Raw genomic sequence first — 25,484 nt, forward strand, 5'->3', positions numbered from 1 at the left:
TGAGATTTTGTTTCAAATTTCCGGTATTGCATTTTTCTTTCTTATACAAAGAAAATACGTAATGCCAATAGAAATAACACTTAGCCAGAAAGTAAAATAGCCTATTTGCGGAATATAATTATCCAATACACTATATCTTGGCATCATGTTAAATAGATAATCAATCACATCATTATGAAGAGTCCAAATTGCAGCAACTACTAGATGCCAACCTTTTATTTTATAGAAACTTTTATATAGTAAACCCTGAATTGCCATGGCTCCATGGGAGAAAATCAGCATGTAACTAGACCAATCTAAATATCCTATCTCTATCAGAACTAATACATTCATTACAACTGCCCATATTCCATATTTAAATAACGTTACAATAGCTAGAGCCTCAAACAAAGGTAAATTTGTTCTTAAAATCAAACCAATTAATACAAACACAAAAAACAAACTAGCTGTTGGGCTATCAGGAACAAAAATTAGATATTTATTAGGTGTAACCGAAAGTTGACCACCATACCAAATAAATCCATATAATGTGCCTATAATATTGACAACTAATAGAATAAACAACACCTTTTTATCCCTTAATAATAAAGTAAAATTCAAATGTTCCCCGTCCTTTATCGGTTACTATTTTTATTAGCAGTAAAATGCTGCCCTAAAAGGCCGCATTTTATCCTATTTTATAAGATAAATTATTCTGGCTGATTATTTGCATTTTTATCAGGAGTAAAAGATGGCTGAAACCCTTTATATTTAACCATTGTTACCATACCTGCAGAAGCATGATGTAAATCATGGCAGTGGAATAGCCAATTCCCAGGATTATCAGCTTTGAAAGCTATTATATACTCATCTCCAGGTTCTAGATTTACAGTGTCTTTAATAATAGAAGCTCCCTCAAGATTTTTTCCGTTTTTACTTAGAATTTGAAAAGATGTACCATGTAAATGCATAGGATGGTCTTCACCTTTAGAGTTATTAACAAGCTTTACTTTTACAAGGTCCCCTTCTTTAACTGAAATATTTTCTGTATTCGGAAAAGCCTTTCCATTAATTGTGTAAGCCGTATTATTATCTAATACCTCTGTATTTAGGTTCATTGTATATTTAACATCATATTTCTGATTTAAAGTGAACTCACTTTCTTTTGAGGAACCATAATTTGTGTAAGTGAACTCTGGAAGTTCTTTCTCCTGATTCGGTTTGTCTGTAGATAAGGAACTTCCTTCATATTGTAGTTTCACTTTCATTCCAGCAGTTCCTTCCATATTTCCATGACACTCCAGAAACCACTCCCCTGGGTTATCTGCTACAAACTCAATATCATACCGTTCACCTGGCGATATAGAAATTAACTGATTTTCTATTACTTCTGGGTTGTCTATTTCTTGCCCATCAATCGCAACAACCTTAAATTTCTGACCATGCAAATGCATTTTGTGTGTCATATACCCAATATTAGCCAAACGGAGTCTTACCGTCTCACCCTCCTTCATTTTTAAAGGCTCAATAATCTCACCACTTTTTCCATTGATGGTAAAGATGTCATATGCGCTCATATCGTCCATCGTCATGCTTGCACCATCATTACTCGTATCCATATCCATATCTTCCATTTCATCACTTTCACCCATGTCCATACCTTCCATATCACTCATATCCATACCTTCCTCTGGATTACTCATCCATTCGTCAAGCATTAACGTATAATCACGATCGTATGTTTTTTCTTTTGGTTCAACAATTAAGGCACCATATAGACCTTTATCAAGTTGATTAACACCGTCTTGATGAGTGTGATACATATAAGTGCCAGGAGTTTGGGGTGTAAACTCATAAGTAAATGTTTCACCTGGTTGTACAGCATTTTGAGTAACACCCGGAATACCATCCATATTATTTGGGAGAACAAGTCCATGCCAATGTATAGTTACAGGATCGGCTAATTCATTTTTTAAGTTGATTTTTACTTTCTCCCCTTGCATTACACGTATTTGAGAACCTGGAACCGAACCATTAAAAGTCCAAGCATCTACACTGACTTCTTTTGTCAATTGATGCTTTGCTTCTTTCGCGACAATAGAAAACTCGTTCCCTTTTAAGATTTCAGGTTCAGTTGTTTCTTCTGTAGTAATCTTCTCAGGCTGATTTTCAACATCTGCTCGATTTGTATTTTCGTTTTGTTTATTTGAGCATGCCGAAAGAATTAACAATATAAATCCAATTAATGCTATTATTTTTAATTTCATTCTCTCTCCTCACTTTCATGAATTATCATATTAAAAATAATTGGAGATTTTATGCATTTTATATGAACAAAAGTTCATAAATTTTAACGTTTTAACCTAACAAAAACTAGAACTTATTGGTAGAAATAAATCTGCAACAACAATAAACAGTAGTTACTTAAATAAAACAAAGAACCTGCAAGATATTTGCAGGTTCTTTTATCAACTTATCTAATAGGTTTCCATCTACGGAGGAATAATGTATTTCCTACAACAGATACGGAACTAAAAGCCATAGCACCACCGGCAAGTATTGGATTTAATAAACCAATTGCCGCAACAGGGATAAGGATGATATTATATGCAAATGCCCAAAACAAATTCTGGCGTATCTTTCGCATCGTTGATTTCGAAAGAAGAATTATATCGACTATCCCCATCAAATCTCCCCGCATTAAGGTAATATCAGCAGCCTCCATTGCAACATCAGTACCAGTCCCAATTGCAATTCCTACATCAGCCGAAGCAAGTGCGGGAGCATCATTAATTCCATCTCCAACCATTGCAACAACTTTTCCTTCTTGCTTCAGTTTTTCTACTTCGGCAGATTTGTCTTCTGGCAGAACTTCAGCAAGTACTCGGTCCACACCAACTTGCTTGGCAATAGCTTCTGCTGTAAGTCGGTTGTCCCCAGTAATCATGATGACCTCAATACCTAGTTGCTTTAGAGCCTTAATAGCATCTGTAGATGTTTCTTTAACAGTATCTGCCACAGCAATTATGGCTGCTAGACTTTCATCAATAGCCATAAGCATAGCAGTTTTTCCCTCACCCTCGAATTTTTCCATAGTATCAATAGAAGAACTAATATTCACCTTATTTTGAGCCATAAGCTTTTTATTACCGATTAAAATCCTTTGATTATTGATACTAACCTCAATCCCATGCCCCGGTATAGCTTTAAAGTTAGTTGCATTTAATAAATTTAACCCTTTATCAGACGCACTGTTTACAATAGCTTCACCAAGTGGATGTTCTGAACCTTTTTCTGCAGTTGCAGCAATTTGTAAAATTTCATCTTGAGAAAGATTTCCGAAGGGAACAATATCTGTTACATCAGGTTCGCCCTTTGTAATAGTACCGGTTTTATCTAACACAACTGTTGTTACACGCTGTGAGTTTTGTAGATGTTCTGCACCTTTTATAAGTAATCCATTTTCAGCCCCTTTACCTGTCCCTACCATCACAGCTGTTGGTGTGGCTAATCCTAAAGCACATGGACATGCGATAACTAGTACTGCAATTGTACTAACTAACGCTGGGGTAAATCCAAGAAGTACGAATGTAATACCAAATGTCGCTAAAGCTATTACAATTACAATTGGTACAAATACTGCTGATATTTTATCTGCAACTTGCTGAATTGGCGCTTTGGATCCTTGGGCTTCTTCAACTAGTTTAATTATTTGCGAAAGAGCAGTATCTTTTCCAACTTTAGTTGCCTGGAATTTAAACGAACCATGTTTATTCATAGTAGCACCAATAACATTATCTCCAGCTTTCTTACCAACAGGCATGCTTTCTCCTGTTAACATAGATTCATCAACTGTAGTATTTCCTTCTATAATTATTCCGTCAACTGGTATCTTTTCGCCTGCCCTAACGAAAATAATATCTTCTGTTTGAACATCTTCTAGTGGTATATCCACTTCCATACCATTACGGATAACTCTAGCTGTCTTTGCCTGTAAACCCATTAATTTTTTTATAGCCTCAGAAGTTTGACCTTTTGCCCTTATTTCCAGTAGCTTTCCTAAAACAATTAGAGTCATAACCACAGCTGCGGCTTCAAAATAAAGAAATTGCCCAGTCCCCATTATGGTAACAACTAAACTGTATAAATAGGCCGCTGATGTTCCTAGCACTACTAGTACAGCCATATTTGCGCTACCTCCTCGAACTGAATTATAAGCATCGCGGTAATAATGACCACCAACATAAAATTGAACTACTGTGGCTAGTAAAAATTGAATCCAAGGATTTAAGTGGAAAAACCCTCCATTTCCGTACTCCATCATAAAATCTGATATCATCATGATTAAGAAAGGTATAGATAAAATAGCACCAACAATAAATTTTATTTTTTGTTTTCTATATGCTTTTTCTCGAGCACTTTGTTCATAATCCCCATCATTTTCACTAATTAATTTTGCATCATAGCCAGCCTTCTTTACTACATTAACTAATTGATCTACATTGGTACTTCCCGGAATATATTCAACACTGGCCTTCTCTGTTGCAAGATTAACAGTAGCATTTTTCACTCCGTCTACCTTATTTAATACTTTTTCAATACGAGTAGCACAAGCGGCGCATGTCATACCTATGATATTTAAATTTACTTTTTCTTGTTCAACCCCATACCCTGTTTTGTTAACTTTTTCAATTATTTCCTCAATTGAAACTTGTGATGGATTATAGGTCACTGCTGCTTTTTCTGTAGCTAGATTTACATTTGCTTGTTGAACGCCTTGCACTTTTGATATGTTTTTTTCAATACGAGTTGCGCATGCTGCACATGTCATTCCAGTAATATTTAGTGAAACATTTTCACTAGTATTAGGTTTTGGTTGTGCTAATGAACCATTTTCTGTTGACATTTTATACCCTCCTATAACTTTCATTTACAGTTATAAAATCCTTTATTAATTTGACACAAAAAAGGTTTTATATTCTCTTCATAGTCCACATAAAAAATACCCCCTACAGGTATATTTATTTTATAAAGAGAGGGCAACGTTATTTTTTAACGTTCGCCCCTGTTAGTATTACTGTACTTCGTAACCCTGATCATCAATTGTTTCTTTAATTTTATCTAATGTAACTACCTCTTTATCAAACTCTACAAATACAGATCCGGCTCCAAGATCAACTTTTACATTTGATACGCCATCAATTTTACCTACACTACCTTCGATTGAGTTTACGCAATGATTACAAGACATACCCTGTACGTTCAATTTTACTTTTTCCATAATTATCTTCTCCCTTATTTTTTCATTAGTTTTTGTATTGTTACTAAAACTTCATCTAATACTTCTAAGTCACCTTCTTGTATTCGCTCAACAACGCACTCTTTCAGGTGACCCTCCAGTAAAATCTTTGCAACGCTATTTATAGCAGCTTGTGTAGCAGATATCTGTGTTATGACATCATCACAATAAGTATCTTTCTCTATTAATCCTTTTATACCTCGTATTTGACCTTCAATCCGATTTAACCTAGTTATAAGGTTTTGTTTGACCTTATTGGAGTGATGGCTTTTTCGATCACTTGAAGTGGAACAATGAGTTTCCTCTAAAGACTCATCATTATCTAAAAAAGATGTCATTAATACATTCACCTCCACAAACAAAGTATACTATACCCCCGCACCCTATGTAAAGCCTAAAGTTAATTTTTTCTTCTATTTATCGCTGGTCATACCCAAGGGTTTTTTTCAGCTTTGTCTTTGTAATAAGATTTTATAGAAGAATAAGTCACATATAACTCCCCTTGTTTTAAAAAGGATTTAAATGGTACTGTAGCAAACGTATGTATGAAATAAACCTAAAGTAACCTAGGCGTACCCTTTTCAGATTTTAATTAAGTTACTTAAGATCAACGTGTATATGGTTACTTAATATTTGATGACCATCACATTTTGTTGTGATTATATCCGATTACTATATTCCTATCTTCTTTCATTTCCTTACATACATATTCTTCTTCAAAAACCTGTACATCCTTGTTATTTTTAGAAATCACTATATTGTCTGGAATATCGACTAAATTCCAATTTTTATCTAACTTATAATTATTTCTTATAAGAACTACTTCTTTTACTTTTTCTTTACTATCCACCACGGATTTTGTTTTTTCATTTTGCGCGGTTATACATGCTGCTAAGATAAGGATGATTAAAGAAAGGAATGTTGTTTTTACTGCCAATTTGAAATTCATTCTCTTTTCTCCATTCCATTGTTCTAGTGGTTAATATAAATTAAAATTTGGAGAAAGTGTGGATTTTTAATCTTTACACCAAATTTATATGTTTATAATAATCACCCGCACAATTAGTACTGGAAATATATTTAATTATTTACTTCCTCTACTTGTTTATAATATTCACTAAACACCTCTGCAAATTTTTCAACCGTATTTGAAAGTTCCTTCTGTGTATTATCCACCCCACCAAATTCCAGGAGAATAGAATTACTTGATAAATCTTGATTATAAACTCCATTACCTTCATCTTTACTTTTCACAAAAACTCCTCTACTAATCCCAGGAATTTTATTTTCTAATCTTTCGTTTAAATCTTTGGCCAATTTAAGATTTCGTTCATAGTTTTTATTATCCTTTCCAACTACAAAGAATAATCTTGCATATTCGATTCCATCATAATTTAATGTAGTTATTTTTCTTGCCTGTGAATCCCTATGTATATCAATAAGGTATACTAAAGAGTTTTCCTTGGCAGTTGCTTCTTGTACGATTTCTCTTGTTAAACTATAAGATTGTGAATAACCCCAACCCTTCTTTTTAAGTTCTGCAGTTACATTGGTAGTACTATGTTCAGTCCCTATACCTCTCTCTAGTAATTCATTCTGTAATTGGGTACCCACTTGAATAACATTTCTCGTTTCATCTATGCTAGACGCCTGATTAGGATTTGTCACACCTGAAAGTTGTGGTAAAAAAGCTTCCCAACTATGAGTATGATATATATAAACAACCTTTTTATCAGAAGTATCCTTCTTTGGGGTTTCAATTTTCTCTTCATTAGAGCTGCTATTTTTATTACTGTCATTTAAAAGAATGGCATCATTAGGAGGTGGAGACTCAATTGGCAATGTTGCTAAATTCGTTCCTTTCCCCGCAATAGCTATCTCTGTATTAAATTGCGAAAATCCTACTAATTCTCTTCCTAAAAAGGTTCTTATATCATCTGGCCAAATATTTGAAGTAACCCAAACCACACCGTTTAAAATGGAGGGTTTTACTATTTCTTTGTTCACATCTGATAAATTAAATTGTACAATTTCATTTGCTAATAAAGAGGAAAGCATATCTGCATCTAGTTGCTTTGTAGAGGTTGATACAATATCTGAAGAAAGCTTGATATCTAATTTCAGATAATTTATTAGGAAAATACTAAAATACATCACTAAAATAATAGCTAGTAGATAACCATTTACTTTTAGAATCATATTAGACCCTCCTTATTAGATAGTGTTATCTACATATTTATATGTGATAGATTCACCAGTAGTCTGCATATTTTCTGCACATTAATAGAGATAGAATTTTTTAGAATGGTATAATCTACTTCTCTTGCATAAAAAAATGGCATACTCATTATGGTAGCCATAGTTAAAACCTTCAATATTCTTCTGTTATTATGGGGCTTCCAATTGTTAAATTATAAGCGTTTTGGAGATCTTTATTAGTCCTTATACCAAATTGAACATTAAATTTATTTTTTTTACTACTAGTTAAATAATTTTCCCACGACTTGTTATAGGCTGTAATTGAGACAAAATCATCCTCAACTAATTTTTCAATAGATTTTACTGAAAATTTTTTTACAAGTAAAGTTGAAATTTGTTCAATATTTTCTTGCTTTTTCATTAATGCCTTGACTGTAAAATAGTATTCTTCTTTCTCATCTATGTTAATAATACTTTTTTGTATTCCTCTTTATTCCAACCCCTATTTTTATAACTATAGGTTTCCAAAATATTATATTTATCAGTTTCTTTAAATGCAGTTAGGGTAATTAACTGTTCTCTATTCTTCTCTTTTAATGAACCAGTTAACTTAATATGATGGTTTTCATCTTTCTCCACTTCCCAGTTAAACTGTTGATATTTTTTCTTCAACTCAGATTTTCTTTTATAGTGGAATGTCAACACCAAACTGGACAACTTTTATAAGGCCTGTTTCTTGAATTCTACTGGCGTTAAGTAACCGAGTGTTCCATGAATTCGAATATGGTTAAACCAATGAACATAATCATTTAATTTCAGTTTTAGCTGTTCAAGAGAAGTAAAATGGGCTCCATTTGCGAATTCCGTTTTGAAGACTTTGAACATAGCTTCGGCGACGGCGTTATCGTATGGACATCCCTTTGTACTCAAAGATCTTTGAATCCCAAATGTTTCTAAAGCCTCGGAAAGTAGTTTATTATCAAACTCTTTTCCTCGGTCTGTATGAAACAGTTGAATGTTATGAAAGTTACCTTTAATGCTTGCCAATGCTTTATATACCAGGTCAGCTGTCTTATTTGGACCAGCACTATAGCCGATAATTTCTCGGTTGAAAAGATCGACAAATAAGCATACGTAATGCCATTTTTTCTCGACACGGACGTATGTTAAATCACTTACAACTACTGTTAATGCTTCTTCTTGGTTAAATTGACGTTTTAACTCGTTTCGGGTAGGAGCTTCATTACTGGATTGTTTATATTGCTTGTATTGTGCCACCGTATAATTCGATACCAAGCCTAGTTGTTTCATAATCCGACCGATTCGACGACGAGAAACGATCCAGTTTTGCTTCTTTAACTCTACTTTGAGTTTGCGAGTACCATAGTTACAACGACTTCCCTTAAAAATGCGTTGAATTTCATTGGAAAGCTCCACTTCTTCTCTTTCATGGGCTTCTTTTTCGCACAAATTGGCTTGATAGTAGTAACTACTTTTGGGTATATGGAGGACGTTACACATTGCTGATACTGAATATTTGTGTGTGTTATTTCGAATCACATTTATTTTCGTCCCATGATCAGCGCAGCTTGCTTTAAAATGTCATTCTCCATCATTAAGCGTTGGTTTTCTTTGCGTAATCTCATTAACTCGTTCTCTTCCTCTGTACGATTATCTTTCGCAAAAAAGGATCCAGTTTCTTGATGATTTTTAATCCAACGATCTAATGAGGATGGTGTGATTTCATACTCTCGGCAGATATCCGCACGGGACTTTCCATTTTCATATAGCTTTACTAATTGAAGTTTAAATTCGGCTGTAAAAGTTCTACGTTGGCGCGGCATTGTACCAAGCTCCTTTAGGTTAGTATGTTTAGTGTACTAGCCCTTATAAATTCTGTCCAACTTAGTGTAGCCGATTCATAGTATTTCTTTAATGAAGAATCACTCTTCTCCTCTTTTTTTGTGAAGATAGACCACTGAGCAATATTAGCATTTATCGATTGGAGATTATCAATAGTTTGTAGTAATTTATCCTCTTTTCCAAGGACCTTAAAATTAAAATGAAAAAATAAAGAAATTAAAAGGACAGAAGCTGTTGAATAGATAATTGTTTTCTTCATATAAATATCCCCCTTCTAGCTTCATACTGTCCTATTTTAATTGTTTTTATACCTAATAGTCTTTTAATCTATTAAGCAAATATTAACTAGCAAAAATATGAAAAGGTTATAAAGCAAACTCTATAACCTTTTCTATCAAAATCAAAGACTTTCCTTGATTCGATCTATTCCCACTCGCTTAACAAATTTATAAAATTTTTCTCTCTTCTTACCTTCACAAATATATAATTCTATGATTTTATCAGCCTTTTGATATAGTTGCTCTGGTGAAAGATCCTTAAATAATAATGTTCCTATTTCTGCATCTTTCCCAGTACTTTCCCCCCCAATATACAAGGAATAAGTATCTTTTATTTTCATTACTCCTATATCGTTTACTAATGGTTCACCACAACCCACGGGACAACCAGTATAAGCAAATTTCAAAGTAAATGGTACTTCCCTACCTGCAACTCTTCTGTTCAATTCCTGTGCTACAGGCATACCTTCCTCCTCAGAACCTTTACAAAAATTACATGTACGTAGGCTTTTCACATAATTGCCTACTGGATAACAACTTAATCCAGACATCCTAAATTCCTTCATTATTTCTTGAGCATTACTTTTTGGAATCTCTAAATATATTTGTTGGAAGGTAGTTAATTCTACCTCTTGATTCTCATCTAAATATTTAGCCAGAATCGATAGTTGCCTTGCATTTATTCTAGCTCCGAACTGGATACCACCGTTAACAGTAATTTTTATCTTTTCAGCCCCCATTTTGTCCAACTCCCATATTAATTTTAATGATAAAAAAAGGCTACCGTAAGGTAGTGACCCCTTAAAGTTAGAGTTTTTATTACACAGCTAATTGGCTGGCATGAGTTCGGAATTTTACCGGACTCATGCCGGCCAGTTTTTGTTTAATTCGATCGTTGTTATAGTAATGGATGTACTTCTCAATCTTCATCTTCAAGGCTTCATAAGAAATTAATTGTTCTCCGTAATACATTTCCTGCTTCAGTAAGCCAAAGAAGTTTTCCATTGCTGCATTGTCTGCACATGTTGCTTTGCGAGACATGCTTTGGTACATCTTATTTTCTTTCAATGTGTGTACCCATTTGTAGTGCTGATAGTGCCAGCCTTGATCGGAGTGAATGGTGGTTCTATATTTGGCACGCTCTTGAATAATAGGAAGCACCTGTTTTAATGAATCCATCACAAATTCCAGCGTTGGACTTTTAGACATACTAAACCCAATAATTTCGCCGTTATATAAATCCATGATAGGGCTTAAATACAACTTCTCATCATTTGTACATTTGAATTCCGTTACGTCGGTCACAACTTTTTGAAGGGTATGTGGTGTGTGGAAACGACGGTTCAAACGATTTTTCGCCACTTTCCCAACCGTACCTTTATACGATTTGTAGCGTGATTTACGCACGAATTTTTCGCATTTCAAACCTAGTTTCTTCATGATACGTTGTACTTTCTTATGGTTAACGGGGTAACCTTGCGTTTTCAATTCCGCATGAATACGACGGTAACCATATCTGCCTTCATGCTTCTCAAACGTCTCTAAAATCAGCGTTTCCCACGTTTCATTTGGATTCTTTTGTTTCATCTGTTTGATTTGATATTGATACGTTGCCTCTGGAATTTTCACTTGTGTTAAGACATCTTTTAATCGGAATCCTTCTTCTTTAAGTTCGAAGGCGATGGCTGCTTGTGCTTTTCGAGGAAGGCATCCGGATTCTCTCGAAAAGCCTTCAACTTTTTTAAATAGGCAACCTCTAAACGAAGCATTTCATTTTCACGTTCTAACTGTTCCTCACGTGACATTGGTTTATTCTGTTTATTCGCTGTTGTTTTTGGTTTTTTAGACATAGACGGGCGCCCCTTTGCTTTTTGTTGCAGGCCCTCTATTCCTTCTTTTTCTAATTTACTGTTCCAATTGGCGATTAAACTCGGATTATTTATCCTAAATTGAATCGCTGTCTCTTGAAAAGAAGCACCTGTTTGTTTCATAAAGTGTAATACATCCAATTTGAATGAACAGGGTATTCCTCATTAACTATTTTCCGTTGTAACCCTTCCTCGCCAAAAGCTTTATAAGCACTTACCCAATTCTTAATTGGCGAAGAAGATGGAATACTGTATTTTTGCGCCAATCGGTCATAACTTAAAGCACTTTGCAAATACTCTTGTACAATTTTCAGTTTGAAATTCCCACTATATTTAGCCATAAAAAAACACCCCCAAAAGTTAGATTTCAACTCTAACTTTTGGGGTGCAGCACTTAAGATAGCCTTTTTTATTATTCTACTGGAGATAATTCACTTTCAGTAACCCATTGATGGTTCGTTACTTTTTCTCCCCCTGTAGTTGGAGTGTAATCGACCATATAAACCGTTGTTTTCTCTGCAGAATCAATTGTAGCCTTTGCCCCATTCATGCCTTCCATATGAGCTGCATTGATTATTACTTCTGTACCTGGCTCAATTGCTTCATCCCCAGCATCTTCAATTTCTTCTTGAATCACCCATTTATGGTCTGTTACTTTCTCTCCACCTGTTGTAGGTGTGTACGATATCGTATAAACAAATGTATCATAAGCACCTACAATAGTTGCCTCAGCACCGTCCATGCCTTCCATATGGTCTGCATTGATGATAGCATTACTTCCTACATCATACTTAGGATTTTCAGCGACTTTTAAACCTTCAGGCACTTCTCCTGATCCTGACATATCCATACCTTCCATATCTTGAGAAGACATATCCATACCTTCTTCTTCACTTGAGTTTGAGCTATTATCGTTGTTATTGTTAGAACAAGCAGCTAATAATAAGACCAATAGAGTCAAGATAAGACTGCTTTTCATAAAAGTTTTTTTCTTCATTTTTCCTCTCCTTTTTCTGGTTCAATAATTAGAATGCTTTTTCTCATAAAAACATCTGAAAAATGATGGGAAATATTGATTAGAATTCAGCTTCTGCTCCTCCCTATGTATTTTTCCCTATTTTACTAAGAAAAAATGCATAAATTATGCAGAATTTTTTATCCTAAATTAAGAACATCCTTATAATACTAAATAATAACAATAACGGAACAACTGAAAAAACAAAAATCCAATAAGTTATTTATTTGGTAAATAACTTATTGGATTTGTTCTATTGATAAATCAGCTTAAGAAACCATTTTTCGGCAAATCTCTGCGCATTTAAAACAAGACTCTGCACATTTTTGGCAGTGTTCATGATGACTGTGTTTTTTACATTCTTCTCCACATTTTTCACAAATCTCTGCACATAACAAACATATTTCCTTCATTACTGGACTATTAGACTGGATAGCCTTAGCGGCTAAGCTACAAATGTCTGCACACTCTCTATCTAGCCTGATGCAATCGACCATCATTTTAACGTCATCCTCTTTTAAACAAGCATCAAAACAGTAATTGCATGCCTCCATACATTCTAAACAAGCTTTTACACATTCTTCGTAAGTCATATTCATATTATTACCTCCTCAATAGTTTTAGTAACAATATTATACTTCCCATAAGATATTTAAATAAACTACATAAAAAATGCATATTTAATAGGATTTTGTTTAATTAAATGCAAAATTTCTACACAATTTTTTTATAAAATGATGAAAAAAACGCTAGGAGAATTATGATGAAAAAAATCTTAATCATAGGAGGAGACAAAGGGTATTATTGGTTTAAACTCCTAAAGAGATACGGATTTGATTGCATTGAACCCGTAAATCCTAAAGATATGATTAATTCTATTATTAGTCAAAACATTACTATGGTATTAATAGATAACTCCTCACTAAAACTAAAAGTGGAAGACATATGTAAGGAAATTAGAGTTGTTTCTTCTGTCTTTTTAGTAGTAATTAGTAATAATACTAATGATTCACTGGTTAGTATCCTTAAAAATGGTGCGGATATTTGTTTAAAAGAACCAATTTATGAAGAAGAATTATTAGCTAGGATAAACTCATTATTCCGTACTCTACCTAAAGTGAAGAGTGAAGTCTATACATTTAATCATTTACAATTAGAGAAAAGTAAGCATGAATTGACTTATAATAAAAAACTGATACCACTTTCTCAAATTGAAATTAAAATTATAGAATTGCTGATTAATAATCCTAATAAAGTTCTAACCCCCAGTTCCTTAATAAAAAGTATTTGGACACACAATCCTATTAGTCAACAAACTCTTCGCTCATACATTAGAAACATTAGAGATAAAATTAGAGAAACAGGATTTCCTATTGATAAACATTTAGAAACAATATGGGGTGTTGGTTATATTTGGAAGCAAGATGGTTGATTTTATTACGGTTATTATAGTTGATTTTTTCACTCTCTTTACCTCCCTTTAAAGTAATTTTTCCAAAAACGTTTATGATTATGCTACAACCCTAGCGACATAAAAAGGACTTCCCTTTAATTAGGAAATCCCTGTTATACTTAATACGAGGAATTACTCTTCAACACAAGAGTAGAGCTATTCCTTTACTTATAAACAAAACACTCTCTGTCTAGAGAGTGTTTTGTTTAGTCAAAATTGTTTCCCTTTTGGGTTATCTCATTCACTTTTAAAATATGTATCCATTATAACATTACCTGTTATTTTATAAGTTTTTGTAATTCTTTTACCGTTTTATCTTTTTGTTCAAATAGGTTTTGAAGTTGATTGTTTTTTGCTTTTTCCATAGTGGATATGACACCGTTTAATCTATTCTTCTCTGTTTTTTCTTTTGACTCTAAATTGCTAATTTTGTAATTAAGAACTGTTTTAGAAATCGATCCCCTTTTAAATTGAGAATTCCATTTGTCCTTTTCGAAACTAGTTGTTAAACCTAGTAATTTAATCTCTGTTTCCTTCCCTTTTATATCGTTATCAAAATGTAATCGAATGGCCTGTGTTTTGTATTTAACAACAGCTTTATTGATTAAAGTAATATTATTCATAATCTCATCTGTTCCAGCATTCATTTCTATTCTTTTAGATTCTTCTTTTTGCATGGAAGAGATATTGTATTCCATCGATTTCCCTATAGAGGCTAATTGTTTCGATTGAGAATCATTTAATTGTGCGATCTTCTTTTCAAAATTCTTCTCTATGTTCGTTTGTTCCGTATCTATATTACTTAATTTTTTATTATACGTTTGCTTCGCTTGTGTAGCATTCTTCTTTTTTTCCTCTTTATACACTTGTAACGCTTCATATCTTTGTTCCGTTATTTTAAATAGCTGACTTTTCTTTGTGACTTCCTCTACTAGAATAAGGCTCTCTATTTCTGTCTTTACTGTTTGTTTTTCCTCTTGATAGTAATCCAACATGGAATTATTCAAGTATCTTAAAATCTCATTTTCCTTCTTGGGTATACTTCCACTTGTATCAACATTAGAAGCTGCTTCTACACGTGTGTTTTCCAAAGTAATTGGATTAACCAATCCTCCAATAGTCAGTATTCCTGTAAGTGTTAATCCCATCATAAATTTCTTTTTTCTATCCATCTATTCATCTCTCCTAAGCTTTAATAGAGTAATTATATAGGGTTAAAAATAGTGCAATTGTTACTTATGTCAGTATAATCAAAAAAAGTTATTCGACATTATCCCTGACACTGTGAAAAACCTTAGTTGGTATTAACTTTCAACAGCTGGTTGTAAATGAAGCAAGAACAGCGTATTATGTTCGTTAAGTTAATGCGATGCGATAAAACTATAGAAAGAAGGATATTTATGCTTAAATTAGGGCTAAGAATATTAGATCGGTTAGGTACAAAAGAAAACATTACCTTTGGTTCCGTTTATATTGCGTTAGGCTGCATTTATAAATTAGAAGAACAAATTCTATATGTACGTAAATTCGCTGAAATAGATCCGGATTATGTTATAACTTTAAGAAAGTATGTGGAGAGAGAATCTAGGAGAACAGGAGATATGGAGATTGCTAAGGGCTGGTATAAAGCCATTTCTATTGTGGATTCTGAGAATGATGAAAATTAAAAGTCAAACCTTTAAAGACATAGGTTTTAATGGCTTATGGTTGGGTCACTCTTGGAATCCCAGTAAACAAGAGTGCCCCAACCACTTGCATGTAAGGTGATAGCAAGCAAATGGATTTAAACTTGCTACTCTTATATTATTCCCAAAGTTATAACATTTATGTATAGTTATATCGCACCTGGAGTCACAATGTAAAAAAGGTTTAAAATAACAAAAAGAAGAGGATATTACTCCCCTTCCTTTTATTGAGTTTCGCTAATAACTTTTGGTTAGAAGTGACGAGCTTCTACCCTCTTATTATACCATGAATAGGAACTGATTCTTGAATCATTAAATATTAGTAACTCGCTGAACTCGGTGATTAAATTTTTCTTTCCAATAGCCTGTAGTCATATCCTCTATAGCTACCCCATTGGAACTTTGAGCACCAATGAATTTACCATCACCTATATAAATACCGACATGCCCATCCTTTTTATATGTATCAAAAAAGACTAAATCACCTGGCTGCATTTCCTTCTCTTCAACAGCAGTACCCCTATTTTTTAATGTCTCCGTACTTACTGAGCTTTGTTCTCCTAACTGAACCCCTATTTGATTATACGCCCAATAAACGAAGCTAGAGCAATCAAATCTACCGTTCTTTACATCCTCTTGATTGCGACCACCACCAAATACATAAACGGAGTTTCCAATCCACCGGTTACCTACAGTAGTAACGTCATACTCCCCACCGGATTTCAGTTGAACATCTCCATCCTTAGAGATTTGGGTACCATTTTTGAAGTTTTCAGCTAAGTTGATTACTTTTTCCACATACCAGTCTGCATGGTTATAATGCCAGATAGCTTTTCTCGGATCTGTGGCAAATCCATTACTAGATAAATAGTTAGCAGCTGCAGCTACTCCATCTGCAACGCTATAAGGGTCTGCTTTGCCGTCATTATCTGCATCCACACCATAACCATTTCCCTTTTTGATTGTTTCTAGGTCAGTAATATCTACATCCTCTCCAACCAAACCTCCGCTCGATTCATACTTGTACCCAACCCAAGTACTTGGAATGAATTGCATGCTACCAATTGCTCCAACCGAAGAAGTCATAGTAGGACTAGTGGAGAAGCTTGTCTCTATGGAATGAATGGCAGCCAGATAGTACCAAGGTACACCATATTCTTTTTCTCCGTACAGATAGTACTTCATATACTGTGATGGAACTCCAGTAACGCTTGTATCTATAGATGGACTAATAACAGTAGTATTAGAAGGGATATTACTTTGACCAAAGAATGCACTTCCCTGTTCTGCTCTCTCCTCTTCATTGCTGATTGCCTCTTCTATTAGGTTCTTTTCTTTCTCTATTTTCTTGTTTTTTTCTAGGAGTTGTTGCTTTTGTTCCTTGGAAGCTGCTTCTTTTTGTTTCAGCTGCTCCACCAATTGTTCCTTTTCACTTTGTTGTTCTTGTAGCTGTGAAACCATGCCTTCTAATTCCACTTGGTTACTTTCCAGTTCCGACGTAGCTTCATTTAGCTCTTCTTGCAGCGTAAGTAATTGACTTACCTGTTGAACGTTATCCAATAAATATTGTTGTTTATTAACTGTCGTAATGGCAGGAATTCCAAGGATTAGATCTTGATGGACCATTTTACTTAACTGACCATCTGGATCTATTTCCTTCATTTGTTTGTTAATCGTTTCTAACCGAGAAGAAATAGATTCTAATCGTTCCTGTTCTTTTTTTATGGTAAGTTGATTCTGCTCCAACGCCTTATCATACTGGTTCAATTGTCGTTCCAGAATAACTCGTTCATTTTTATAAGCGTTTATCTCTTTATCCATCTTTGTGACTTGTTCCTGAATGCTGTCTTGATTACTTTGTAAGTGATCGGATACCGTTTGACTTTGTTCTTCTGCACTTACATGCGTTGTTCCAATTACCCCAACACTTAAACAAATAGCAGCTATTTTCTTCATATTTCCTCCTTAAATATAAAAACCCCTAAGAAGACATAGGATTACTATATCTCCTTAGGGGCTCTCCCTTTATTTATATTTGATTATTAAATCCCTTTACTAAAGTCACTCCACTATCCCTGCAGCAATCGTCTGAAATAAAGGGCGTAACGGACTTTTTCGTTTCTTCATTATCTTTACCATTTGAACGATTTCTCTGAGCTCTGTGTCGGATGAAACTTCAATTATTACTTCCCCTAAAGCTTCCCCCCTCATAATAGAACGATTAGAGCAAGGTACCGAGATGAACTTTTCTTTTTTCAATATATTTCTGAGAAACCTCTTGTCGTGCTCGTGTGCAACCGATTTAGGGTCTGCCTCTAATAAGTATGCCTCCATATTCACTTTTCCTTCTCCCTTACGCTACTTCCTCGGCGATAGTGTCGTTTACCTTGTTCGCAAACTCCTGAAGGTTCCCTTTTTCTAGGATAGAGATTTGAATAGGGATAGAATGGCCAGCATTATTGGTTACAATTAAGGTAGATGTATAAGAATTAAATAGCGGCACGATTCCTAACACCAAAAATAAAAGACCAAATAAATTAAAATTAAATAACTCTGGTATACCAATCAAGGTAAAAACTAAACCAATCGCAAAGCGTTTTAAGTGGAATTTTGTAGAGGTAGAAACGCTCGCAATAGATTTCAAAGGCATCGTTACTTCGTTTTTTCCTAATGGCAAAAGGCTAAATAAGGTGTTGCGATCATATCCCTTAAATCGTTTATTCGTTAGCGCTAAATCAGTAGTTAACCACCTTAACACCACATTGGTACAATAAGTATCCTCCATAATCACTCTTTCATTTTTAATTTCTGACATGATTAAAATCACTCCTTTTAAAAATAAAAAAGCCCCTAGAAGAGAACATACCTGTGGCATGTTCTACATCTAGGGGCTCTCCCTTTAGTGTTATCTAAATTAAGTTAAGTTTATCAATGTAACGGGATATTGTAAAGAAGGAATAAGGTACTAACCTAAATCCCTATTATTTTCATCCTTAATCAACCGTTTTTTAATTATTTCAACTCTACTCATTTGTTTACTGTAACTAATCACGAATAATAAATTTTTCTCTTTCTTCATCTGTAAGATCCTTTGGCTTTTTCCCATGTTCAGCACAATATTTAGACAATGCTCTGAATCGAATTTTAGGTTCATTAGTTTCCTTTGGATCTACAAAGATGCCATCTGGAAAATATTTATCTGCCTTATCAAATTCCTTAAGCATATCATTCCTCACCTCTTCATTATTGTTTCCAACATGAAGATTCCGCAAAACACTATAATCTGATAAATCACGAGCTATTTTACCCATTGTATAGCACCTCCAGGAAAATACCTTTTTGCTAGTCTCTGACCAATGTTCTCATCAAAAATGATTAATTGACTTTTCTCTTCGAATAATTCGCCACCAAGCTCATTTGATGTGTAAAAATTAATTGTTTCTGTCTTAGATGTTAAATGCATATAACCATCGCAACCATTCTCTAAACTATACTGGCAAGCAAAGGCAACAAGATTATTTCCTACACCTTTATATATTCTAAAATCGTTAACTCCATACCTCTCTAATCCAATCCTGTAAAGCTTATTTTCCTTAGAAGATTCAGCTGAAACTAGTTGTACTCTATATTCCCCCTTATACACTCTTAAGGCAACTATACCTTGAGCTATTCCAGGGTATTCTTTTGTCTCTAATGAAAAGACTTCACAATCTTTATTAAAATCATTTTTAAAATTGAATACCCAATTTGGAGGAATATATTCTCCTACTTCATTTTTACCCACTCTACGGTAATAACAATCTACGAATTGACGCGTCCTGATATTATATAGCATAGTCTCATTCACTTTCTATATATATTATACAATTATACCATATTCTAAAATCATAGAATCCAAGCATTTAATAAATTCAAACTTTTCAGACATATAATATAGTAATACTATAATGGTTTAATTATGTTTTTTGATTTATTCTCCCTGAGCAACAGATACTGTATCCCTGTATTTAAACTTCTTTTAATGTCAACCTGATGTCTATGGAAATTTTAAGTTCTTATAGGTGCAAAAATTATGAGTCATTCTCCCAAAACAAAAGGACAAAGATCAACTCTTTATCCTTTACTTTTTTTATTTTGATATTAAAAGGCTCTACTCCTATTAACTTGGAATAAAGCCTACTTTTTTATAAAGATGCAACCTTAGAAAGTTTAGATAACCTTCTTCTATTTATTAAATTACTGATTTTAAATGCAAGAGATTCTTTTCGCTTCGCTGTAAATTCAACTGTAGCCGATTGTTCTTCTGAGGCTTTTAGCATCTCATAATAACGAGCTCTAGCTGAATCCAATATCTCATTAATATCAGAGACTATGATAGCTCTTTGTTTGTCTCCAAAAGCATCCATAAGCAACAATTTTAATTCATCAACTTTTTGTTTTTCTTCATCAGTCAATACATCCAATAATCGCATAGGTCAATGTTCTCCTTCCATGATCCTTAAAGTAACTTCGGCCTTATTTGTTATTTACATTATACTACATTTGAGCCAATACTAAATCTAATTAAAGAAGAAGCAATTATTGTTCCTTCTTATTTTTAGGCATTGGTAAGACTTCCTTTACTATGCTATCCACCTTTTTCATTTTAGGTTCTTATAGGTGCAAAAATTATGAGTAATTTCCAAAAACAAAAGGACAAAGATCAACTCTTTATCCTTTACTTTCTTTATTTAGATATTAAAAAGGCTCTATTCCATTTATCTTGGAATAAAGCCTACTTTTCTATAAAGATGCAACCTTAGAAAGTTTAGATAACCTTCTTCTATTTCTTAAATTACTGATTTTAAATGCAAGAGACTCTTTTCGCTTCGCTGTAAATTCAACTGTTGCAGATTGTTCTTCTGAAGCATTTAACATTTCATAATATCTAGCCTTCGCTGTATCAAATATTTCTCTAACTTCTTGTCCTAAAACATATCTTTCCTTATCACTAAAAGCATCAAGAATAAGCAATTTCAATTCATCTACTCTTTGCTTTTCTTCAGCAGTTAATACATCCCTTAAGCGCACCATGGTCATTTCTCCTTTCTCTTTTTGCCTCAACGTTCTATATAATTATTAATATTATACCACAAATGACCTTTTGCTAAATATGAAGAAGGAGCAATTTTTATTGTTCTTTCTTTTTTTTATTAGCTGGTGGTAATTCTTCGTTCTCCTCTAAAACAAGTGAATTTACAACTTCGCTGTTCTTTAATGTTTTATCTTTCTCGACCATATTAATTGCATTTTCCCCTGCATATCCGCCTAAAATTGCTGTTAAAAAGATACGCTCCATTCCATTAGGATCTGCAAATAAAATCGCAACAACTGCAACAACTGCACCAAATCCAATGTCTAAGAGTACACCTGGGTTAAAAGTTGTTTTATGGTTTCTTGGTTTTTTAATAGTATTGTTTCTTTTCGCGTGAGTTAACAAACCCATAAAACCGCCAATACAACCCGCAATAACTAAATTTTCCAACAAACTTATCACCTCTTTATGCTTAATTGTCAATAAACGCAAAAAAGCCTTTGAGATAATAAACCCGATATTTACGCAAAGTAAATAAAGAGTCTATTAGCCCAAAGGCTGCTACGTTTATTAGTTAACCTGCTAATCTAAAAAGATTGCAAAAAAAAGTAAAAATGAAAAAGTAAAATACTTTTCTATTTTACTATATTTTACGTTAACTACCAACTAGTTTTATATTTTTCTCTTTGAACTTAAGAGATTTGCTTTTCCCCTATATTTAATTTCTGATATTGCAGGATCAGATCATCTAATTTTTTACTTAATTTAAGTGTTTTATCTGACCTAAAACCTTCGCTTAATCCTATATTAATCATCTCATTTCTAACATTCTCTATGCGATCTAAGATCTCTTCCAATATTGTTCCTCTCCTAACTTCGTATGTATTATCTCCGTTCCCCTAATATCTGTAAATCCATATTTTATCTATACAATCTCCTCATTCTAAACTGAGCGGCTGTCTTACCATTTCCTAATTCTTCATAAGATTTTTAGCATGATTAAGGTAATCTAGAACACTTTTTACAGTAGTAGATGCTTCATCCAGGATTGATTCTTTTACTACATTTGTATTAAAGACATTCTCTTCACTGTCGGCATATCCTGAAATACTCCAGATATTAAGGCTATTATTTTTCGCTAATTCCTCTGCTTCTTTATATAAATCCGTATATTCATAATCATTATAAAGATAAGCAACTTTAGCTAATCCTTCTGCTATAAGTAAATACTGTATACTCTTACCACCGACAAAAGCATGGACTAGTAATCTTCCATATTTATCGGTTTCACCAGCCTTAGGATCACTCTTAATTTGTATCTCTTTCCCTTCCACAAGCTGTGAAAGAAATGCTTGTGCGTCTTGTCCGTAAGGTTCATTTTTCCCTTTTGTAATCTCTGGAGTGTTAATGGATAAAAGGCGGGCTTTCGATCCATCTTGAAATACAACGGTATCACCATCAATAACCCGTTCAACGGTCATCGTTCGCATCTCTTCTATTGTAGATTCTTGTGTTTCTTCTGTGCCATTTATCAGATTTTCAAGGAATGAGCCACTCTCACTTGCTGAATCCTTTGCAACTTCATATGTTTTCCTATCTGTATAATCCATTAGATCACTAGAAGAACAGCCACTTAGCAAAACAATCATACATATGGCGATAATTACATTTTTAAAATTTCTCATTAAAGTCCCACTCCTATATAGAAAAATAAAAGAACACCAATATACCACTAAAACTTACCTAAAAGTTGTATTCGAGGTGTTCTCATCCATTTTTTATTTAATTATCTTAACTACATCCAGATCCTTTTCCTCTTTCTCTTTGTTTATCCCTCAAGCCTCTCTGTACACTTTAATTAATAATCAACTCTCTAAATCCATCTCTTTTTTGCCCCCTTTTAAAAACAAAAAGAAGCCTTCAGGCCTAAACAAAATTTGCATACATCGAAATGAAATACAAAATTTGTTTTTTAGGCCCAAAGGCTTCTTGTTTATTAGTTAGTCTGCTAATCCATACGGATCGCTAAAAAATTGAAATTTAAAATAATATTACCAATACATCTTACCATATTTTTCTTACTTCATCTATTTGAACATGAAAAATTTCGCTTTTCTCTTCTCTATCCTCTCTTTTAATTCTTCATACTCTTGTAGTAATTCCTTTGTTCGAGCATCTCTTTTCTCTTTCGGATCACCAAATTCTACAACTTGGTACTTTGGTTTAAACGGAAAGATTTTTCCCATTTCGTACACCCCTTCTTAATTTCCATCATTAAAATAATTAGAAACAATGTCTGCTAAAAGTTCTTCCATCGTTATATTTTTTTCATCAGAAGCTTGTTTCACTTTCTTCTTGAGAGAAGAGGGTACCGCAAAAGTTAATATCTCATGATCACTATCAATATATATACCTTTACGAGATGGAGTAATACTTCCCTCTTTAAGGTGAAGATTTAAGAGGTCAACGATTTTTTCGTTAAGCAAATTGTCTGGAAATACATATGGCTTTATTTCTAAAGTTAATATAGACTCTTCTAATCCTAATTTCATATTTTTTGGCCCCAGGTGACTATAACAAATTTCAATAAAATCATAGAGAGGGTAGTCAATCTTGTCCTGATAAGAAAATGCGAATGTAGCATATCCCTTTTTAGATACATAACCATGGTCCACAATAAGTGTTTGTGGTAAGTAACCGTTACCCTCTATTTCATTTATTGTTATCCTTAAACCTGATTTAGTTACCAGCACAGGTTCATAATCTTCTATTAAAATCCTTGCCTCCATACCATCCTGGTTAGCAAAGCGTTGAAACCATGCAGTTTCTAAATCCTTATCATAAAACTCCTTTTTTTCTGCACGCTTTTTACCTAGATACTTTTTAGAGAAACGATCAAATTCTTCTTTACTTATGAAATTAAGTTCTCTTCCTTTATATATGTGTTTTTCTGCTTTTAATAATCCTTTAGCTACATATTGAGAAATAGTGACAGTATGTAAATTTAATATCTTTGCGACATCACCAGTTGTATAACCTGGCTTTTCTAATTCTTTCTTAAGACGAAGTAGATCTGCTTCATAAAAGTATTTTCTATTATCTATATGCCAACTCGCCTCATTCGAAGGAGTAAGTTTGCCTTCCTTAACATATTTATGAATTGTTGTTACCTTAACATTTAACAGTTCAGCCGCTTCCTTCGTAGACAGCTCTTTACTGTACTGTTTATCATCCATTTAGTTCACCCTTAATAATCATATTTGGGTATATTATATCATTTGAAGACCGTTTTTATAAACACGCTAATAAAATAGGTAACTTTTATAAAATAAGCACTTAACTTTATATTACATCATGAATCTTCGGTTTCTCTTTTTTTGATTGCCTCATTAATAAGGGTAGCTGCATTCGTACAATATTCCTTCACCAGTGATTCTAATTCTTCCTTTGTTGGATTTGGTAAGGCTTCACTAACGGCTGTAAACTGTTTGACTTGAGATTTACCTCCTCCTAACATAAGACTTACCTCCACTACATTAGAATAGAAAAATCTATTTACCTCGACACGATAACCATCTTTAAACTCATGTAGAAAATAAACTGTCTTCCTCACTCTTACCTTTTTTCTAAACCCAATTTCTCTTTCTTCTTTTTTAAAGGCTGTTTTCGCATAGATTGTTGCTATTTTGACCATCTTTATAAGAGGTGATAAAATACTCTTTCAGGAGGCGGTTTTTCTATGATGAAAGATATCTATGCCCATTTTTCGGATTTAACTAAAGATGAGCAAATTCAACTTTTTAACCTTTTAAAAGAAGATTTCATAGATAATAATGATGCAGATATGAAAGATGCGTTTACAATAATTAGAGAAACCCGTTTTAAAGAGGGCTTAGGTTGCATTCATTGTGGAAGTGTGAAAGTTAAGCGTAATGGGAAGTACAGAGATAGACAAAGGTATCTCTGTCGTGACTGCGGGAAGTCCTTCAATGACCTCTCTAATACACCGATTTCTGGGACACGATATCTTGGTAAGTGGGCTAAATACTTTCAAATGATGGTAGAAGGATACACTCTACCGAAAATCGCAAAGAGGTTAAAAATCCATATCTCTACTGCATTTTACTGGAGGCATAAAATCCTTTTCGCCCTGCGTTCAATTGGATATCAAATGTTGAAAGGGATTATCGAAAGCGACGAAACCTTTTTTAAAGAGTCTCTAAAGGGGAGGAGAACTTTGGACAGGGAACCTAAGAAACGTGGAGGTAGAGATAAAAAGAGAGGTATTAGTAATCTTAAAATTGCTGTTGTGGTCGCTCAGGACCGAAGTGGGCAGGTCATTGCTCAGAAGGCTGGAACTGGTCGAGTAAGAGCTGAAGAAATTGACGCGGTTATTGGAAGTTATATTGACCCGTCTTCTTTGTTATGCACAGATACAGCTACCAACTACAAAAAATTCGCTCTTATCAAGTCACTAAAACACGAACCCATCAATCTGAGCAAAGAGGGATATGTCAAAAAAGGCATCTACCACTTGCAGAACGTGAACAACTACCATAAACGATTAAAGGGGTGGATGGATAGATTTCAAGGAGTGGCTACAAAATATTTGGATAATTACCTTTATTGGTTCAGCTTCCTTCAACAAAGCAAGAAGTTGGCTGAAAAAGAACAGATAAACCAAATGCTCCTCAGTTCTTGTCAAAACTCAAATAATATAACTGTGAATTTCTTACGAGAGATATAGAAAAGCCATTCTGTTAAGGAACGG

The 25,484-nt window shown here is 33.8% G+C and carries 33 protein-coding genes and 1 pseudogene; 3 read left to right on the forward strand and 31 right to left on the reverse strand.

What is annotated here, in order from left to right:
• Positions 1–12: 12 nt before the first annotated feature.
• The 17 genes and pseudogenes from lhaT to NCCP28_RS17925 form a co-directional block, all read right to left on the reverse strand.
• On the reverse strand, positions 13–600 hold the full coding sequence (gene lhaT / locus NCCP28_RS17845) for a lipoprotein heptaprenylglyceryl N-acetyltransferase LhaT (RefSeq protein ID WP_127739841.1): 588 nt from the start codon (positions 598–600) through the stop codon (positions 13–15).
• An 89-nt stretch (positions 601–689) separates the two neighbouring features.
• Positions 690–2,246: a multicopper oxidase family protein gene (locus tag NCCP28_RS17850; RefSeq protein ID WP_127739842.1), complete on the reverse strand. Its 1,557-nt coding sequence runs from the start codon at positions 2,244–2,246 to the stop codon at positions 690–692.
• A 206-nt stretch (positions 2,247–2,452) separates the two neighbouring features.
• A complete protein-coding gene (locus NCCP28_RS17855; protein ID WP_182104212.1) occupies positions 2,453–4,885 on the reverse strand; it encodes a heavy metal translocating P-type ATPase in 2,433 nt (810 codons plus the stop codon).
• Between the two features lie 168 nt (positions 4,886–5,053).
• Entirely contained in the window at positions 5,054–5,260 is a 207-nt protein-coding gene (gene copZ / locus NCCP28_RS17860) for a copper chaperone CopZ (protein WP_127739844.1), read from the reverse strand.
• 14 nt (positions 5,261–5,274) lie between these two features.
• Entirely contained in the window at positions 5,275–5,616 is a 342-nt protein-coding gene (locus NCCP28_RS17865) for a metal-sensitive transcriptional regulator (RefSeq protein ID WP_127739845.1), read from the reverse strand.
• A gap of 305 nt (positions 5,617–5,921) precedes the next feature.
• Positions 5,922–6,227, reverse strand: a complete 306-nt coding sequence (locus NCCP28_RS17870) for a hypothetical protein (protein ID WP_127739846.1) — start codon at positions 6,225–6,227, stop codon at positions 5,922–5,924.
• Between the two features lie 131 nt (positions 6,228–6,358).
• Positions 6,359–7,477 carry a stage II sporulation protein P gene (gene spoIIP, locus NCCP28_RS17875; RefSeq protein WP_127739847.1) on the reverse strand — a complete coding sequence of 373 codons (1,119 nt, stop codon included), beginning with the start codon at positions 7,475–7,477 and terminating at the stop codon, positions 6,359–6,361.
• Between the two features lie 172 nt (positions 7,478–7,649).
• Positions 7,650–7,898 (reverse strand): YwmB family TATA-box binding protein, encoded by a 249-nt coding sequence (locus tag NCCP28_RS17880; RefSeq protein WP_127739848.1) that lies wholly within the window; start codon positions 7,896–7,898, stop codon positions 7,650–7,652.
• A 38-nt stretch (positions 7,899–7,936) separates the two neighbouring features.
• Complete coding sequence (locus NCCP28_RS17885; RefSeq protein ID WP_127739849.1) at positions 7,937–8,149, reverse strand: hypothetical protein; 213 nt, start codon at positions 8,147–8,149, stop codon at positions 7,937–7,939.
• A gap of 48 nt (positions 8,150–8,197) precedes the next feature.
• Positions 8,198–9,321, reverse strand: a protein-coding gene (locus NCCP28_RS17890) for an IS3 family transposase (RefSeq protein ID WP_127739850.1) whose coding sequence is annotated in 2 segments (ribosomal slippage) — positions 8,198–9,075 and positions 9,075–9,321 — 1,125 coding nt in all. Because the reading frame shifts where the segments join, the coding sequence is not laid out codon by codon here.
• Between the two features lie 14 nt (positions 9,322–9,335).
• Positions 9,336–9,599, reverse strand: a complete 264-nt coding sequence (locus NCCP28_RS17895; RefSeq protein ID WP_127739851.1) for a hypothetical protein — start codon at positions 9,597–9,599, stop codon at positions 9,336–9,338.
• A 141-nt stretch (positions 9,600–9,740) separates the two neighbouring features.
• Positions 9,741–10,358 carry an NAD(P)/FAD-dependent oxidoreductase gene (locus NCCP28_RS17900; protein ID WP_127739852.1) on the reverse strand — a complete coding sequence of 206 codons (618 nt, stop codon included), beginning with the start codon at positions 10,356–10,358 and terminating at the stop codon, positions 9,741–9,743.
• 79 nt (positions 10,359–10,437) lie between these two features.
• Positions 10,438–11,304: pseudogene (locus NCCP28_RS17905) on the reverse strand (IS3 family transposase); the annotation flags it as partial.
• Positions 11,265–11,609 (reverse strand): helix-turn-helix domain-containing protein, encoded by a 345-nt coding sequence (locus NCCP28_RS17910; RefSeq protein WP_127739854.1) that lies wholly within the window; start codon positions 11,607–11,609, stop codon positions 11,265–11,267. The gene NCCP28_RS17910 and the pseudogene NCCP28_RS17905, both read right to left, overlap by 40 nt.
• Positions 11,606–11,827: a helix-turn-helix domain-containing protein gene (locus NCCP28_RS17915; RefSeq protein WP_127739855.1), complete on the reverse strand. Its 222-nt coding sequence runs from the start codon at positions 11,825–11,827 to the stop codon at positions 11,606–11,608. Before NCCP28_RS17915 ends, NCCP28_RS17910 begins: the two co-directional genes overlap by 4 nt.
• 71 nt (positions 11,828–11,898) lie before the next feature.
• Positions 11,899–12,483, reverse strand: coding sequence for a YdhK family protein (locus tag NCCP28_RS17920; RefSeq protein WP_127739856.1), 585 nt, complete (start codon positions 12,481–12,483; stop codon positions 11,899–11,901).
• A 287-nt stretch (positions 12,484–12,770) separates the two neighbouring features.
• Complete coding sequence (locus NCCP28_RS17925) at positions 12,771–13,100, reverse strand: four-helix bundle copper-binding protein (RefSeq protein WP_127739857.1); 330 nt, start codon at positions 13,098–13,100, stop codon at positions 12,771–12,773.
• 164 nt (positions 13,101–13,264) lie between these two features.
• Between NCCP28_RS17925 and NCCP28_RS17930 the strand changes: the two genes are divergently transcribed.
• Positions 13,265–13,933 (forward strand): response regulator transcription factor, encoded by a 669-nt coding sequence (locus tag NCCP28_RS17930; protein ID WP_164849716.1) that lies wholly within the window; start codon positions 13,265–13,267, stop codon positions 13,931–13,933.
• Positions 13,934–14,232: 299 nt separating this feature from the next.
• Here the strand turns inward: NCCP28_RS17930 and NCCP28_RS17935 are convergent, their stop codons facing one another.
• Positions 14,233–15,126 carry a hypothetical protein gene (locus tag NCCP28_RS17935; RefSeq protein ID WP_127739859.1) on the reverse strand — a complete coding sequence of 298 codons (894 nt, stop codon included), beginning with the start codon at positions 15,124–15,126 and terminating at the stop codon, positions 14,233–14,235.
• A 156-nt stretch (positions 15,127–15,282) separates the two neighbouring features.
• Here NCCP28_RS17935 and NCCP28_RS17940 point away from each other — a divergent pair, with 156 nt between their 5' ends.
• A complete protein-coding gene (locus tag NCCP28_RS17940; RefSeq protein ID WP_248562703.1) occupies positions 15,283–15,621 on the forward strand; it encodes a hypothetical protein in 339 nt (112 codons plus the stop codon).
• Positions 15,622–15,951: 330 nt separating this feature from the next.
• Here the strand turns inward: NCCP28_RS17940 and NCCP28_RS17945 are convergent, their stop codons facing one another.
• The 13 genes from NCCP28_RS17945 to NCCP28_RS18005 all read right to left on the reverse strand — a co-directional run bounded on the left by NCCP28_RS17945 (position 15,952) and on the right by NCCP28_RS18005 (position 24,230).
• On the reverse strand, positions 15,952–17,595 hold the full coding sequence (locus NCCP28_RS17945) for a C40 family peptidase (protein ID WP_164849717.1): 1,644 nt from the start codon (positions 17,593–17,595) through the stop codon (positions 15,952–15,954).
• A gap of 105 nt (positions 17,596–17,700) precedes the next feature.
• Entirely contained in the window at positions 17,701–17,973 is a 273-nt protein-coding gene (locus tag NCCP28_RS17950) for a hypothetical protein (protein ID WP_248562704.1), read from the reverse strand.
• A 19-nt stretch (positions 17,974–17,992) separates the two neighbouring features.
• Positions 17,993–18,454 carry a hypothetical protein gene (locus tag NCCP28_RS17955; RefSeq protein WP_127739862.1) on the reverse strand — a complete coding sequence of 154 codons (462 nt, stop codon included), beginning with the start codon at positions 18,452–18,454 and terminating at the stop codon, positions 17,993–17,995.
• Between the two features lie 229 nt (positions 18,455–18,683).
• Positions 18,684–18,950: a hypothetical protein gene (locus tag NCCP28_RS17960; RefSeq protein WP_225314822.1), complete on the reverse strand. Its 267-nt coding sequence runs from the start codon at positions 18,948–18,950 to the stop codon at positions 18,684–18,686.
• Complete coding sequence (locus NCCP28_RS17965; protein ID WP_237944435.1) at positions 18,938–19,423, reverse strand: hypothetical protein; 486 nt, start codon at positions 19,421–19,423, stop codon at positions 18,938–18,940. The genes NCCP28_RS17960 and NCCP28_RS17965 overlap by 13 nt, the downstream gene beginning before the upstream one ends.
• A 400-nt stretch (positions 19,424–19,823) precedes the next feature.
• Complete coding sequence (locus NCCP28_RS17970) at positions 19,824–20,111, reverse strand: hypothetical protein (RefSeq protein ID WP_127739864.1); 288 nt, start codon at positions 20,109–20,111, stop codon at positions 19,824–19,826.
• Positions 20,112–20,421: 310 nt separating this feature from the next.
• Positions 20,422–20,712, reverse strand: a complete 291-nt coding sequence (locus tag NCCP28_RS17975; protein ID WP_127739865.1) for a hypothetical protein — start codon at positions 20,710–20,712, stop codon at positions 20,422–20,424.
• Positions 20,713–20,809: 97 nt separating this feature from the next.
• Positions 20,810–21,163, reverse strand: coding sequence for a DUF4257 domain-containing protein (locus tag NCCP28_RS17980; protein WP_225314823.1), 354 nt, complete (start codon positions 21,161–21,163; stop codon positions 20,810–20,812).
• Positions 21,164–21,405: 242 nt separating this feature from the next.
• Positions 21,406–21,570 carry an aspartyl-phosphate phosphatase Spo0E family protein gene (locus NCCP28_RS17985; RefSeq protein WP_127739867.1) on the reverse strand — a complete coding sequence of 55 codons (165 nt, stop codon included), beginning with the start codon at positions 21,568–21,570 and terminating at the stop codon, positions 21,406–21,408.
• 114 nt (positions 21,571–21,684) lie between these two features.
• Entirely contained in the window at positions 21,685–22,398 is a 714-nt protein-coding gene (locus NCCP28_RS17990) for a thermonuclease family protein (protein ID WP_127739868.1), read from the reverse strand.
• A gap of 402 nt (positions 22,399–22,800) precedes the next feature.
• Positions 22,801–22,959 carry a hypothetical protein gene (locus NCCP28_RS17995; RefSeq protein ID WP_164849718.1) on the reverse strand — a complete coding sequence of 53 codons (159 nt, stop codon included), beginning with the start codon at positions 22,957–22,959 and terminating at the stop codon, positions 22,801–22,803.
• A 15-nt stretch (positions 22,960–22,974) separates the two neighbouring features.
• Positions 22,975–23,949, reverse strand: a complete 975-nt coding sequence (locus NCCP28_RS18000) for a helix-turn-helix domain-containing protein (protein ID WP_127739869.1) — start codon at positions 23,947–23,949, stop codon at positions 22,975–22,977.
• A gap of 116 nt (positions 23,950–24,065) precedes the next feature.
• Entirely contained in the window at positions 24,066–24,230 is a 165-nt protein-coding gene (locus NCCP28_RS18005; RefSeq protein ID WP_164849719.1) for a hypothetical protein, read from the reverse strand.
• A gap of 222 nt (positions 24,231–24,452) precedes the next feature.
• Here NCCP28_RS18005 and NCCP28_RS18010 point away from each other — a divergent pair, with 222 nt between their 5' ends.
• Entirely contained in the window at positions 24,453–25,460 is a 1,008-nt protein-coding gene (locus NCCP28_RS18010; RefSeq protein ID WP_127739870.1) for an IS1595 family transposase, read from the forward strand.
• The last annotated feature ends 24 nt before the right edge of the window (positions 25,461–25,484 follow it).

This window comes from Niallia sp. NCCP-28 (genome assembly GCF_023168165.1).
Lineage (GTDB): Bacteria > Bacillota > Bacilli > Bacillales > Cytobacillaceae > Niallia.